10 protein-coding genes are annotated in these 15,405 nt (G+C 46.1%); 4 read left to right on the top strand and 6 right to left on the bottom strand.

The genetic code is table 11. The annotated features are described in order from the left end of the window. Positions 1 to 38: 38 nt before the first annotated feature. The 3 genes from metL (at position 39) to FHQ30_RS00720 (ending at position 3,940) form a co-directional block, all read left to right on the top strand. Complete coding sequence (gene metL, locus FHQ30_RS00730) at positions 39 to 2,468, top strand: bifunctional aspartate kinase/homoserine dehydrogenase II (RefSeq protein WP_139610225.1); 2,430 nt, start codon at positions 39 to 41, stop codon at positions 2,466 to 2,468. A 27-nt stretch (positions 2,469 to 2,495) separates the two neighbouring features. After that, positions 2,496 to 3,299, top strand: coding sequence for a helix-turn-helix transcriptional regulator (locus FHQ30_RS00725; RefSeq protein ID WP_139608258.1), 804 nt, complete (start codon positions 2,496 to 2,498; stop codon positions 3,297 to 3,299). Positions 3,300 to 3,379: 80 nt separating this feature from the next. Continuing rightward, on the top strand, positions 3,380 to 3,940 hold the full coding sequence (locus FHQ30_RS00720) for a YbhB/YbcL family Raf kinase inhibitor-like protein (protein ID WP_132964977.1): 561 nt from the start codon (positions 3,380 to 3,382) through the stop codon (positions 3,938 to 3,940). Between the two features lie 57 nt (positions 3,941 to 3,997). Here FHQ30_RS00720 and glgP read toward each other — a convergent pair whose 3' ends face one another. The 6 genes from glgP to zapB form a co-directional block, all read right to left on the bottom strand. Then, positions 3,998 to 6,433, bottom strand: coding sequence for a glycogen/starch/alpha-glucan family phosphorylase (glgP, locus tag FHQ30_RS00715; RefSeq protein ID WP_139610224.1), 2,436 nt, complete (start codon positions 6,431 to 6,433; stop codon positions 3,998 to 4,000). 38 nt (positions 6,434 to 6,471) lie between these two features. Beyond that, positions 6,472 to 7,908, bottom strand: coding sequence for a glycogen synthase GlgA (glgA, locus tag FHQ30_RS00710; protein WP_139610223.1), 1,437 nt, complete (start codon positions 7,906 to 7,908; stop codon positions 6,472 to 6,474). 74 nt (positions 7,909 to 7,982) lie between these two features. Further along, a complete protein-coding gene (glgC, locus tag FHQ30_RS00705) occupies positions 7,983 to 9,305 on the bottom strand; it encodes a glucose-1-phosphate adenylyltransferase (RefSeq protein ID WP_132964971.1) in 1,323 nt (440 codons plus the stop codon). Between the two features lie 63 nt (positions 9,306 to 9,368). Further along, positions 9,369 to 11,360, bottom strand: a complete 1,992-nt coding sequence (gene glgX / locus FHQ30_RS00700; RefSeq protein ID WP_139610222.1) for a glycogen debranching protein GlgX — start codon at positions 11,358 to 11,360, stop codon at positions 9,369 to 9,371. Between the two features lie 36 nt (positions 11,361 to 11,396). Beyond that, positions 11,397 to 13,601 carry a 1,4-alpha-glucan branching protein GlgB gene (glgB, locus tag FHQ30_RS00695; protein ID WP_139610221.1) on the bottom strand — a complete coding sequence of 735 codons (2,205 nt, stop codon included), beginning with the start codon at positions 13,599 to 13,601 and terminating at the stop codon, positions 11,397 to 11,399. Positions 13,602 to 13,931: 330 nt separating this feature from the next. Beyond that, positions 13,932 to 14,171, bottom strand: coding sequence for a cell division protein ZapB (gene zapB / locus FHQ30_RS00690; protein WP_084256318.1), 240 nt, complete (start codon positions 14,169 to 14,171; stop codon positions 13,932 to 13,934). A 220-nt stretch (positions 14,172 to 14,391) separates the two neighbouring features. Between zapB and glpX the strand changes: the two genes are divergently transcribed. Then, complete coding sequence (glpX, locus tag FHQ30_RS00685) at positions 14,392 to 15,405, top strand: class II fructose-bisphosphatase (protein ID WP_139610220.1); 1,014 nt, start codon at positions 14,392 to 14,394, stop codon at positions 15,403 to 15,405.

The following is a 15,405-nucleotide window of genomic DNA, read 5'->3' as shown; positions in this document are numbered from 1 at the left end:
GACTTTCCCCCGGTTCGGGCTGATCAACGGAGCGTGTGATGAAAACAAATCCGACAAGAGAGATGCACAAATTCGGCGGCAGCAGTTTGGCTGATGCCGAGCGTATCCGCAATGTCGCACAATTAATCAAAAAATATAGTCAACAGCAGGATTTGATCGTTGTTTCGGCAATGGGGGATATGACCGATAATCTGATTCGTTGGGTCACGCTATCAAGCAGCGATCCGGTCAGTGCCAACCAGCAATTACAAAAAATCAAATTTCAATATCTAACCCAAACCAACAAACTGCTTAATGCCCCCGAAACAGTTTCGCAGCCGTTTCTGGAAGATATTTTATCGCTCTCTTCGTTGCTGGATAAGCCGTTGAGTGAAGCGATTTATGCTGAAGTGGTGGGACATGGCGAAATTTGGACTGCAAGATTGGTCAGTGCGTACCTCAACCAAGTGGGAATTGAGAGCTGCTTTTTAGATGCGCGACTGTTTATGTATGCCGAAAGAGCGGTCATGCCGCAGGTTGATTTTGCCGCCAGCCGCCGCAAACTGCAACCGCACTTGGCGCAGGCCGAGGGCAAACGCCTGATTATCACCGGCTTTATCTGCCAAAATAGGGCAAAAGAAACGGTTTTGTTGGGGCGTAACGGCTCAGACTATTCCGCGACCCAGATTGCAGCACTGGCAGATCTGAGCAAAGTGACAATTTGGAGCGATGTTGCCGGTGTTTACAGCGCCGATCCGCACCAAATTCATCATGCCAATTTATTAACATTTTTGCGATTGGATGAAGCCAGTGAGCTGTCGCGTTTAGCCGCGCCTGTGTTGCACGCCAGAACCTTGCAGCCGGTCAAAAGCCACTCACTCAGTCTGTTGCTGCGCAGCAGTTTGCAGCCGGAAAATGGCTCTACCCGAATTGAACATGCCCTGACCGCCAGTGAAAACGGCAAAATCGTGACCCACCATAACCAAATCGGACTGATTGAGCTGCTGATTCCGCCGACGCAATCACTGGATGAATGGCAGCAAACCGCACTTCAATGGCTGGAACAGCAACAGTTGCTGCCGCTGGCGCACAATTTAGATCGACCACAGCGACTGTTAAAGCTCGCCTATCCAGTTGAATATTTGGATAATATTTATCTTCAGTTAAAACAACTGCCGTTGACCGTCGAGTCCTCTTTTGTGCGTTACGATATGGCACTGTTGGCAATTGTCGGCTATGGCGTTTGCCGTAATTCATTGCAAATGATGCGTTTCTTACAAATGTTGAAAACACAGCAGGTCGAATTTATCTGGCAATCACCGGAACAGATCAGTGTGGTTGCCATTTTGCGGCAAAAGGTCGGACGTGAGTTGCTGCGCAATGTACATGATGATCTGTTTCGACCGCATAAAAGTATTGGTTTGGTGGTGTTAGGCAATGGTTCTATTGCCAAAACTTGGATTGAGCTTTACCGCCAACGTCGCGAAGAGCTGTCAGCTCGCAGCAAATTCAATTTTACGCTGATCGGTATGGTTTCCAGCACTAAAGGCTGGCTCAGTTATCAAGGGCTGATTCCGCAGTTGCAGCAGCGTTCGATTGACGAAGCATTTGCCCAGTCGGCGCAAGAGTTGCAGCCGCAGCAGCTGATCAACTGGATGAGCGGGCATCCGTTTGACGAATTGGTGGTGCTGGATATTACTGCTAGCGACGAAGTTGCCAAACATTATATGAATTTTGCCAAACATGGTTTCCATGTGATCAGTGCCAATAAACGCGCGGCGGCTTTTCCCTTGAGTGAGTTTCATGCCTTGCAAAATGCCTTTAGCCAATCGGGCAGCTACTGGTTTTATAATGCCACGATTGGCAGCGGCTTACCGCTGAATACGATTTTGCGTGATTTGGTCGAGAGTGGTGATACGATTTTATCGGTGGAAGGCACATTTTCTGACACGATGACGTGGTTGTTTTCGCAATATGAGCAGCATATTTACAGTTTTCCGGAATTGATTGAACAAGCGTGGCAACAAGGCTTAAGCGAACGCAATCCGCGCGAAGATTTGAGCGGAACCGATGCGATGCGGAAATTGGTGATTGCGGCGCGAAGTGCGGGTTATGATCTGGATCCGCAGCAAATTAAAGTCGAATCGTTATTGGACGCAGATGCGGAACAATTTTCGCTAAGTGAATTTTTTGAACGCTTGGAGCCGCTCAGTCAGCGCTTGCAGCAACGTTATCAGGACGCACATGAAGACGGTATGGCGCTGCGTTATGTTGCCCGTTTTAATGCTAACGGGCAGTCCACTGTACGTTTGGAGCAGTTGGAACCGGACGATCTGATCAGTCAAACACTGCCCGGTGAAAATCACTATTTGATTCGTAGTCTATGGTATCGGGATAAACCGTTGGTTATCCATGGCCCCAGTTCGGGCCCGGCAATGACTGCCGGTGCGATTCAAAGCGATTTAAACCGTTTGGTTAAATTGCTGTAGACTTGAGGACAAGCGGAGCAAGGTAACATGATGATACCAGCCATCAGTTTCAGTAATGCGCGACAATTGGCTGCCGATAAAGATCACAAAATGCGGCACGTACATATTCGTTATCCGATGATTGGGTTGATAAAGAGCGGTCGCAAAACCTTCTTGCGTAATCAATCGTCGCACGATGTGGTGGAAAACGAGCTGTTTATCCTGCAAAAAGACAGCCACTGGGACATTTTCAACAATACCTTGGGCAAAGGTTATTACTGTTCGCATATCATCAATTTATCGCCGGATACTTTACAACTGTTTTATCGCTATTACCCACAGATTAAACCGGTTAAAACCCAAGATTGTATCAGCTGCCATTCAAAAACCTTATTTGAGTGTTTTCAGCGGACATGGCTCAGCCTGCAAGACCCACATCTTAGTGATCAAGTTAAACAGCACCGCACATTGGAGCTGTTGCTGCAATTATCTGAATTAAATATCTATTTTCCGTCGCCCCAACAGCTCAGTTGGACCGAAAAAATGCAGTATCTAGTGGAAAATGATTTGGCAAAATCATGGCGTTTAAGCGAGATTGCGGCTGCTTTTCACGTGAGTGAAAGTACACTGAAACGCCGCTTGTTGCGTGAAGATACGCATTTTCGGCAATGGTTGCAAGATTTACGCTTGGATACCGCACTTTCATTGATTCTCAGCACCTCAAAAAACCTTGCCGACATCGCCCAGTTGTGCGGCTATCATTCACAAAGCCGCTTCAGTGCTGCGTTTAAGAAACGCTTTGATCTTTTACCGTCGATGATCAAAACCGATAAAATGACTGAATACAGCTAAATATTGCACTAAAACGGATAGTGGCTTTGACGGTATTGCAGCAAAATAGCATCCTTATTCACGTTTATAAGGATTTTAAAATGAAAATATCTCAATTAGCTTCAACATTAATCGTCAGTGCGGTTGCCGCTAGCGCCCAAGCCGATAACAGTTTCCAACTCAGCAGTCCGCAAATTCAAGCGAATAGCAGCATTTCGGCTGATTTTGAATTTAACGGTTTTGGTTGCAGTGGTAATAATCAATCACCGGAACTGCATTGGAAAAATGCCCCGGCAGGCACGAAAAGTTTTGCAGTATCGGTGTATGATCCCGATGCGCCGACAGGTTCCGGCTTTTGGCACTGGTATGTGGTTAATATTCCGGTAACAGCCAGTGGTTTAGCCGCCAATGCCGGTGCGGCTGATCAAGCCAATTTGCCGCAAGGCGCATTTCAGTTGAGAACGGATTATGGTTATCACGGTTGGGGCGGCGTTTGCCCACCGCAGGGAGATGATGCTCACCGCTATATTTTCACCGTGCATGCGCTGAATACCGAAAAGCTGGCTGTAGACGAAAACACCACGACCGCACTTGGCGGTTTCTTGGTTAATGCACACACGATTGATAAAGCCTCATTTACTGCGTACTATCAGCGCAAATAATTCTTCTCCATAAAAACGCCCCGTTATTGCAGAATAACGGGGCGTTTTCGAACAAGCTTACAGTTTTACCGGTTGTAAATGCCAGATCTGATCAGCATATTCTTTGATGGTACGGTCAGAGGAGAAATAACTCATATTCACAATATTTTGAATTGCTTTGGCAACCCAAAGATTTTGATCTTTATACACTTTGTCAATCTCCCGCTGCGCTTCAACATAGCTGCGGAAATCTGCGAAGGCTTGATAGTAATCACTCAGTGGTGAAAATGATTGGTAGCGTCCCGGTTCTTCCGGACTGAATGCACCGCTGGTGATTTGTTGCAAGGCTTCACGCAATTGCGGATCATTTTCATAATAGGCTGACGGTTGGTAGCCTTTGTGACGCAGTGCTTCCACTTGTTCTACCGTATTGCCGAAGATGAAAATATTGTCTTCGCCGACATTCTGCAAAATCTCGACATTGGCGCCATCCAGAGTACCGATGGTTAACGCACCATTCAAGGCAAATTTCATGTTGCTGGTGCCGGAAGCTTCAGTACCTGCCAGCGAAATCTGTTCAGAAACATCAGCTGCCGGAATAATCAATTGCGCCAAGCTGACGCTGTAATTCGGAATGAAAACCAGCTTCAGTTTGTCGTGCACTCGCATATCGTTGTTGATCACTTTTGCTACATCATTGATTAAACGAATAATTTGTTTTGCCGCATAATAAGCAGATGCTGCTTTACCGGCAATGATGAACACCCGTGGCGTCCAGTCTTTTTCCGGATTACGCAGAATTTCATTATAACGGGCGATAATATGCAACAAGTTCAAGTGTTGACGTTTATATTCATGAATTCGTTTGATTTGTACATCAAACAGTGCATCAGGGTTGACCACAATATTCAAGTTGTGCGCGATATAGTTTGCCAATTTGACTTTATTGGCTTTTTTCACTTCACGCACTTCCTGCATAAATTTTGGGAAATCTGCATATTGTTTCAGCTGTTCTAAATGGCTCAGATCCTTACGCCATGATTTACCGATATATTTGTCGATTACCGTGGATAAACCAGGATTGGCAACGCCGATCCAGCGACGTGGAGTAATTCCGTTGGTCATATTGCAGAAACGTTCCGGATAAATTTTAGCAAAATCGGCAAAAATGGATTTCACCATCAAGTCAGAGTGCAGTTTTGCTACGCCGTTGATTTTGTGTGAAGCGACCACCGCTAGCCATGCCATCCGCACTTTACGCCCGTCGTTTTCATCGATTAACGAAACTCGGCGGATTAAATCCGGATCTTTTTCGGTATAAGATTTGATACTCTCCAGGAAGTGTTCATTAATCTCTAAAATAAGCTGTAAATGGCGTGGCAAAATAGCGCCCATCATATCAACCGGCCAAGTTTCCAACGCTTCACTCATCAAGGTGTGATTAGTGTAAGAGAATACTTTGCAAGTGATTTCCCACGCAGCTTTCCAGCTAAACTCTTCTTTATCAATCAGAATACTCATTAATTCCGGAATCGCCAGTACCGGGTGTGTATCATTTAAGTGAATCGCCACTTTATCAGCAAGATTAGTGAGGGTTTTGTGTTCCCAGCGATGGCGGTTTAGGATGTCTTGCAGGGAAGCGGAAACCAAAAAGTATTCCTGGCGTAAACGCAATTCACGCCCAGCGTAGGTTGAATCATCCGGATATAACACGCGTGAGACGTTTTCAGAACTGTTCTGGCGTTCCATTGCGGCAAAATAGTCACCGCGGTTAAACTTGGTTAAATCAAATACGTCACCAGCATGGGCTGACCATAAGCGCAGGCTATTTGCCATATTGGTTTCATAACCTGGAATAATTTGATCATAGCCCAAGGCAACGATTTGTGAGGTATCGACCCAATGGCATTTGTCGCCTTCAAAATAGATGCGCCCACCGAATTCGACTTTATAGCGCTTGGTCGGACGAATAAACTCCCAAGGTACTCCTTTTTCCAACCAAGCATCCGGACGTTCTACCTGTTGACCATCGACGATTTTTTGGCGGAACATGCCGTATTCATAACGGATACCATAGCCCATACCGGGATAATTTAAGGTAGCAATGGAGTCGAGGAAACAGGCGGCTAAACGACCTAATCCGCCGTTGCCTAAGCCTGGATCCACTTCTTTTTCAATCACGTCTTCTAAATTCAGACCTAATTGTTCCAACGCTTCGCGCACCACATCGTAAACGCCTTCGGCTAACATCGCATTGGATAGGGTGCGGCCCATTAAAAATTCCATTGAGAGATAATATACTCGGCGGCAGTTTTGTGATTGGGTGGCACGCTGTGTTTTCAGCCAACCTTCTGAAACCAAATCACGAACCGCCAATAAAGTGGCGTTCAACCAGTCACGTTGACTGGCAACACCCGGATCGCGGCCAATGGAAAAGATTAGTTTTTGTACAATTGCGTTTTTAACACCTTCAGCACTAGACAGAGGGGAATGGTGTAAAATGGTATTGCTCATTAGGTCAAATATCCTTCATTAAAATTGAATAAATCGTGTCAGTTAAACAAATTCTGATAGATAACTGAATATTTTTCAGCAGCTAAATGCCAGCTGAAATCGGCCTCCATGGCATTGATACGAACTTTATACCATTGTGGTTTGGCGTGCCATAGCGCTTGTGCCTGTTCAAACGCAGTCACCAGTTGCTCGACATTTGCATCATTAAAAACAAAACCGGTTGCCAGTCGGGTTTTTAGATTCTCTTTGCTGCAATCAACCACGGTATCGGCTAATCCGCCGGTCGATCTCACTAACGGTAAAGTGCCATATTTTAACCCATATAATTGGGTTAAGCCACAAGGTTCAAAACGGCTCGGTACTAAAATGACATCACCGCCAGCAATAATTAAGTGAGACAGCTTTTCGTTATAGCCAATTTCCACACTGACTTGCTGTGGATATTGTAGCTCTAGTTGTGAGAATGCCAGTTCATACTGCTTATCGCCGGAACCCAATAAAATAAATTGCACCCCGTCTTTTAAGATTCGCGGCAGTGCCTGCAACAGCAAATCTACGCCCTTTTGTGCAGTCAAGCGAGTGACCATCACAAACAACAGCGCATTTTTATCCTGTGGCAAGTTGAATGCTTGTTGCAGCTCGGCTTTACATTTTGCCTTGCCGCTCATGCCTTTTAATTTGTAGTGCTCAGGCAAATGGCTGTCCAGCTCAGGATTCCAAATTTGGTAGTCCACACCATTTAGCACACCACTCAATTTGTTTTGTTGCTGCAAGGTGGTCAGCAACCCTTGTAGGCCATAAGCATATTCCGGTGTGGTAATTTCTTGAGCATAAGTCGGACTGACGGCGGTAACATGATCCGCATAATACAATCCGGCTTTCAAATAGGAAATTTGCCCGTTTAACTCGACTCCGTTCACGTTAAACATTTCCAGTGGCAGTGCGATCTCCGCCATATGACGATAATTAAATTGTCCTTGATAGGCTAAATTATGGATAGTGAATACCGATTTTGCCGGTCTGCCTTTGGCATGTAAATAGGCACAAGCCAAACCGGCGTGCCAGTCGTGAGCATGCACGACATCGGCTTTCCACCAGCTGTCCAGATTATCACCCAGCTCGGCACCAAACCATGCCAACAAGGCAAAACGCAGATAGTTGTCGGCATAATCGTGATAGGATTGATCGTGGTAAGGATTGCCTTCGCGTTGATACAAGTGCGGTGCGTCGATCAAATAAACGCCCAAACCTTGATACTCGGCATAGCGTAACGTTGCTTGACCGGCAAAGGTATCAAAAGTGCCAACCACACCTGATTCCGGTAAACCCGCCGTGATCGCCGGAAATGCCGGGATTAAAATTCGGACGTTGTCACCGTTTTGTTGTTGGGCAAAGGGTAACGCGCCGGTGACATCTGCCAGACCGCCGGTTTTTAATAAAGGATACAGCTCTGAGCAAACGTGTAAAACATTCATAGGATTTCCACCTGATTTTTGCTGAAATAAAACATCGTCTCCGCACTTGAAAAAGCGGAGACGATGATGTGTGACTATGGTTCTGCTTTATAAGCTTTTTTAGCTTGTTGCTCTGTTTCCTGTTTTAGCTTGCCCAACATTTTTGAGGTCACCAAAACCACACCGCCTTTGCTGACACGGAAGCGTCTTGCGTCAAGCTCTAAATCAACCCCGATCTCCATACCGTCAGGAATATTACAATGGCGATCAATAATGGCACGCTTGATCACCACATTTTTTCCGATGGTGACTTCCGGCAAAATGACTGAGAACTCTACTTGTGATCCCTCTTTTGCTACGACATGATCAAATAACACCGAGTTACTGATAATTGCATCGGTGATAATGCAGCCGCCACCAACTAACGAGTTGTCCAACGCTCTGGTTTTGCGCAGATGCTTGTAGAAAAACTTGGACGGGAAGGTCTGTTTCGGGGTGGAACGAATCGGCCAGCGTTGGTCGAAAATATCCAATTGTGGATGTTCGGTGACCAAATCAATATTAGCTTCCCACAGCGCATCAATGGTGCCGACATCGCGCCAATAAATTTCACCCTGTGGGTTGCGCCCCATGCAAGAGCGGCTGAATGGATGGGCATATAAAACGCCTTCTTTTAATGCTTGTGGAATAATGTCTTTGCCGAAATCATGGTTGGATTCAGGTTTGGCAAATTCTTGATCCAAAATGCTATACAGATAATCTGCATCAAACACATAAATTCCCATTGACGCCAAGCAGGTATCCGGTTTGCCTTGCATCGTTGGTGGATTCTTCGGTTTCTCGATAAAATCGGTCACTTGCAGATTCTCATTCACACCCATCACACCGAATTCAGATGCCTTCTCTTTTTCCACCTCGATACAGCCAACCGTACATTTTGCACCGCTGGAGACATGATCTAGTAGCATTTGGGCATAATTCATTTTATAAATATGATCCCCTGCCAGAATCAGAACATATTTCGGTTTGTAATGGCTTTTCATAATATCGCAATTTTGGTACACCGCATCGGCAGTACCGCGATACCAAGTGCTGTCATCCAACTGTTGACGTGCCGGTAGCATATCGACAAATTCATTGCGTTCACGCGGCAGGAATGACCAACTGTGCTGCAGGTGACGTAGCAGCGAGTGCGCCATATATTGGGTGACGACCCCGATACGATTCAAATTGGAATTGATACAATTTGACAGGGCGAAATCAATAATACGGCAAGAACCTCCGAAATAAACCGCTGGTTTTGCACGCTTATCTGTGAGTTCGTACAAACGTGAGCCTCGTCCACCGGCTAAAATCAACACTAAAGTATCATCCGTGATACGCAACATGCTTGGTGAGTTTTTCAAAATTTCGTCCATATTCGTTTTCCCCTAGTTTAAGATCCAATAAAACACCATAACAATTTGGTAATACGACTTGATTTACCGATATAAAATATAAAGGCCAACAGTGCTAACCTTCAGATTATTCCCCTCTACTGTCATTGTTTGCTGCGAAATAGCATGATGCCATGTTCCCTGCGGCAGATTAAAATCCTGTTGCTGTGCGCTGCGGTTGATGATGAATAACCATTTGTCGTCAAGCTGAATCTGGAATCCGACACTACTGCCATCTTCCCAATCAGCAATGCTCATTGCTTGGCCCGCTTGGTTCAGCCATTGCACATCACTGTCATTCCACCAGTCATTGTGTCCACAAAGTGCGGTAATCTGTTTACGTATTTGGATAATTGCCCGGCTGTAAGCCAATAGCTGTTGATCTTGTTGGCTCCAATCTATCCAAGTGATCTCATTATCCTGGCAATAAGCGTTGTTATTGCCTTGCTGACTATGTCCAAACTCGTCACCTGCCAGCAACATCGGCGTACCGTTGGCTAAAAGTGCGGTCGCGAGCAGCGCCCGTTTTGCGGCTTGGCGCTGTTGTAAAATATCGGTTTGCTCAGTTTCACCTTCAATACCGAAATTATTGTTATAACTTTCACCGTGTCCGTCACGATTCTCTTCGCCGTTAGCCCAGTTGTGTTTCTGCTGATAGCTCACCAAGTCATGCAGCGTGAATCCATCATGGGAACAGATATAATTAATCGAGGCGCTAGGGCGTTTTTGCTCGTGCTGAAAAATATCCGCTGAGGCACTGAAGCGTTGCGCAAACAAGCCCATATTGCCTTGGTTATGCAGCCAAAAGCGACGTATATCATCCCGGAAACGATCATTCCATTCAGCAAAATAATCGGGGAAATTGCCTAATTGGTAACCGCCCCAACCAATATCCCACGGTTCGGCAATATATTTTTTATCTTTTAAAACCGGGTCATTGGCAATCCGTTCAAAAATCGCAGCATATCGGTTAAATTCCGGCTCACGTCCGATAATTGTTGCCAGATCGAAACGGAAACCGTCCACATGAAACGTGTCCACCCAGTAGCGCAGGCAATCATGCACCCATTGCAAGGTATTCGGTTTGGTCAGGTTCAAAGCATTGCCACAGCCGCTCCAATTATGGTATTCGCCGTTTTCGGTCAGCCAGTAGTAATTGGCATTGTCTAAACCGCGCTGGCTAAGTGTTGGCTGCCACCAATCAGAATCAGCGGTATGGTTGAACACCACATCTAAAATCACTTCAAATCCGGCTTGATGCAGGGTTTTTACCATCTGCTTAAATTCGCTTTCCGGGGTGGTGCCTTTGCGCCCGGACCAATAGCGATTGTCCACCGCAAATGGAGCCAATAAATTATAACCCCAATAATTGGATAAACCGCGACGTTGCAAATGCAGTTCATCGGCATGAAATGCCACCGGCATCAGCTCAAGTGCGGTCACGCCGAGTTTTTTCAGATAGTTCACTGAAGCCGGGTGTGCTAAGCCGGCATAACTGCCACGCAATTCCGGCGGAATGTTCGGATTCAGTTGGCTGAAGCCTTTCACGTGCAGTTCGTAAATAATGGTTTGTGCCCAAGGGTAATCAGGAGATTGGTCACCTTGCCAATCGAAGTCATCGGCGATGACGACTGCTTTTGGTGCAACTTCATGATTATCCAACTCATTGGCAAAATCAAACAACATCAATTGTTTATCGGTTTGATAACAGGGTTTGCTGTCCACCGCTTTGGCATAAGGATCCAACATCACTTTTTGTGGATTGAAGCTGATGCCTTGCTGCGGTTTGTCTTCGCCGTAAGCGCGAAAACCATATTTAATACCGGTTTCAACCCCGGCCAACCAGAGTGACCAAATATGATCTTGTCCTTTGATCATTTTAAAACGATGTTCTTTGCCGCGATAAGAAAACAGGCACAGCTCTATCATCGCAGCATGCTCGGAAAATACCGCAAAATTCACACCGTACTGTCCCTCAATAACTTGAATTGAAGCGCCCAGCGGCTGCGTCATTCCGTTTCTCACTCTACCAATCATGTTACCAACAACCTTTTTCCAGAATAGCCTGCTTGTTTATTTTTGATATTGCAGATAAATTGTTGCCAATGGTGGAATTGTCAGCGAAAGCGATTGCAATTTATTATGGCTGGCAATCTCCTCAGTCAGGATAACCTCTGCATTGCCGACGTTCGAACCGTGATAATACTCCGAATCAGTGTTCAAAATTTCCTGATAAACACCGGCATGATTGACGCCGATGCGGTAATTTTCACGCGCTACCGGGGTAAAGTTGCTGACCACAATCACCTCATTGCCGTGGCGATCTTTACGGGCAAAGGCAAAAATCGAATTTTGATAGTCATCAACCACTAGCCACTCAAACCCTTGGGGATCAAAATCCAATTGGTGCAACGCCGGGGTTTGCCGGTAAACGTGGTTTAAATCCTTCACCAGATTTTGTACGCCGCGATGCCAGCCGCCGCCGTGTTTGTCGTCCAGCAGGAACCAGTCCAAACTTTCTTGATAATCCCATTCACGACCTTGCGCAAATTCTGAACCCATAAACAGCAGTTTCTTGCCCGGATGTCCCCACATATAGCCGTAATACGCACGCAAGTTAGCAAATTTTTGCCATGCGTCACCGGGCATTTTGTCGAGTAGCGAGCCTTTGCCGTGCACCACTTCATCGTGTGACAGCGGTAAAATAAAGTTTTCGGTGTAGTTGTACAGCATACCGAAAGTCAATTGGTTATGGTGGTGTTGACGATATACCGGATCCAGCTTCATGTATGACAGGGTGTCATTCATCCATCCCATATTCCATTTGTAATGGAAGCCCAAGCCGCCCATTTCCGGTGGGTTGGTGATGCCCGGAAACGCTGTCGACTCTTCGGCGATCGCCATACAGCCGTCCATCTCGTTGCCGATGATGTAGTTGGTGTGCTTCAAAAATTCAATCGCTTCCAAGTTTTCGCGGCCACCGTATTGATTCGGGATCCATTCGCCCTCTTTACGGCTGTAATCGCGATAGATCATCGAGGCCACTGCATCAACCCGTAGCGCATCGATGCCAAAGCGCTCTAGCCAATACAGTCCGTTGCCTGCCAAAAAGTTTTTGACTTCATTACGACCATAGTTATAAATCAAGGTGTTCCAATCTTGATGAAAGCCTTCGCGCGGATCAGCGTGCTCATAAAGTGCGGTGCCGTCAAAATACGCTAAGCCGTGCGTATCGTTCGGGAAGTGACCCGGCACCCAGTCCAGAATCACATTAATGCCGGCATCGTGCGCTTTTTGAATAAAGTTGCGCAGTTGTTGCGGGCTGCCGAAACGGCTGGTCGGTGAATATAATCCCAGTGGTTGATAACCCCAGGAACCATCAAACGGAAATTCATTAATTGGCATCAATTCGATGTGTGTGAAGCCCATCTCTTTGACATAAGGAATCAGTTGTTCGGCGATTTCGTCATAATTTAGCCAGAAATTATTTTCCAGATTACGCCGCCACGAGCCCAAATGGACTTCATAAATTGAAATTGGCGCCTCGAAAGCATTCGCCAGTTTGCGGGCTTCGGTCATTTCAACCATATCCGGCAGCGCACTGACTTGTGAAGCCGTATCCGGGCGCAACTGCGAAGCAAACGCATAAGGATCGGCTTTCAGGCGCAGAGTGTCGTTGGCGTCTAACAGCTCATATTTATACAGGCTGCCTAAGGTGACTTTTGGAATAAAAATTTCCCATAAGCCGTTTTCCGGGTGGAAGCGCATCGGGTGGCGGCGTCCGTCCCAGAAGTTAAAATCCCCGACCACCGAGACCCGCTTGGCATTTGGCGCCCAAAGCACAAAATTTACCCCTGCTACGCCATCAATTTCGGTGAAATGGGCGCCTAGTTTTTCATAAGGGCGATAATGTGTGCCTTCTGCCAGCAACCAGTTGTCTAAGTCTGACAAAATCGGGCGGAAACGGTAAGGATCTTCTAAAATTTGGTTTTCATTCCCCCAAAACACATTGAGTTGATAATTAAAAAAATCATGTTTATCTGCCATCACGGCGCTGAAAAAGCCATCTTCATGCAAGCAAGTCATTTCTGCCACTTCTTGCTGACTCTCTTTATCAATAATCAAAACTTTTGAAGCATCCGGCATCAGCACCCGCACTTCTACCCCGTTGTCGGTCTCGTGCATTCCTAACACCGCAAACGGATCCGAATGTCTGCCGCCCAATAGTGCTTCTATCGTTGCCCTATCCACTGTCGCTGAATTTGCCAAAACACTCATATCTATCTCCATTTCGATTATTTGACTGACCAAACCGTTATATTCAAGGTTGAGAAAAAAATTCAAATGAATTTAACATTTAAGCAAAAAATATAACGTTATATTATCCTTTTTTATACTTAGCACAGCTAATCTGCCTATAACTTAAGACTGTCACAAGCTTTGTTAAGATTCAATCGGAAAAGTTGAAAAGCAGGGGATAGATCACATTATTTTATAAAATTAAATAAATGCTCGCAATGGAGTTGATGGCGGACAATAGAAACATCGGAAAATAAAAAAACCGAGTGCGGTTTACACTCGGTTTTCAATGGACAAAGCCAAAAAGAATTACACGTTATCGATTTTACCCAATAGCGAACGCAATCTTTCTTGCCAATTGTTATGTTCGTTTTTCAAGTGATCATTTTCGCCGGCCAACGCATCGCGCTCACCGCGCAAATGATTCAACTCATTTTGAACCTGTTCATGTTTACCTTTCAATTCTTCAATTTCCAATTGTTGTAATTGAATGGTTTCAACGGCTTGTTTAATTTTTTCATCTAGTTGTTCGAGCAGCTCAAAAGACATAATCATCAATCCTCAATAAATAATAGTTCTACAGAAAATAAACCTCATTCTAGCCTAGTTAGCCGCAGATTTCACATAGAAATTGAAAAGTGTGGTCAATTTTTTTACGGCTTTGCGCCATCAGTTGCAATACTGTGCTAAACTACGGCTTTGTGTGGATAGCCAATCCATCGTTCGCTAACTCATTCTCCTTCAACCTCAAATGAATAGGTCACACAAAATGAAAAGAGCCCTTGCAATCGAATTTTCCCGCGTTACTGAAGCTGCCGCCCTTGCCGGCTTTGCCTGGTTAGGACGTGGCAATAAAGATGCCGCCGATGAAGCGGCAGTCAAAGCCATGCGCATCATGCTGAATCAAATTGATATTAACGGCGAAATTGTTATCGGCGAAGGTGAAATCGACGAAGCACCGATGCTATATATCGGCGAAAAAGTCGGCAATGGCAGCGGTGATAATATTACGATTGCCGTTGACCCGATTGAAGGCACGCGCATGACGGCGATGGGGCAAGCCAATGCGCTGTCGGTGCTCGCTGCCGGCGGACCGGATACCTTCCTGCAGGCGCCGGATATGTATATGGAAAAATTGGTGGTCGGGCCGGAAGTGAAAGGCATGATCGATCTCAACCTGCCATTGGAACAAAACCTGCGCCGCGTTGCCTCCAAGCTCGGCAAACTGCTGTCGCAATTAACGGTGATCACCCTTGACAAACCCCGTCACCAAGAAACTATTGCCAAAATGCAACAACTGGGCGTCAAAGTATTGGCCATTCCTGACGGTGATGTGGCGGCTTCAATTTTATGCTGCTTGCCGGATAATAATGTCGATATGCTGTATGCCATCGGCGGAGCGCCGGAAGGTGTGGTCGCCGGAGCGGCAATCCGTGCCTTAGGCGGCGAAATGCAAGTGCGGTTGCTGCCACGTAATCAAGTGAAAGGCGACAGTGAAGAAAATCGTGCCATTGCCGCACAAGAGATCGCCCGTTGCCAGCAAATGGGGGTGGAAGTCAATAAAGTGTTGCAACTGGAAGAGATTGTGCGTGACGACAACCTGATTTTTTCCGCCACCGGCATCACCAACGGCGACTTGCTGAAAGGCATTCACCGCAAAGGCAACATCGCCACCACCGAAACATTATTAATCCGCGGACGCTCGCGCACTATTCGCCGTATTCAATCGTTCCACTATCTGGATCGCAAAGATACCGAGTTATATCGTCTGATTGGCAGTTAA

The organism is Testudinibacter sp. 'clade 2' (assembly GCF_006227735.1).
Taxonomy (GTDB): Bacteria; Pseudomonadota; Gammaproteobacteria; order Enterobacterales; family Pasteurellaceae; genus Chelonobacter.
This window is presented reverse-complemented; position numbering and strand designations above follow the sequence as displayed.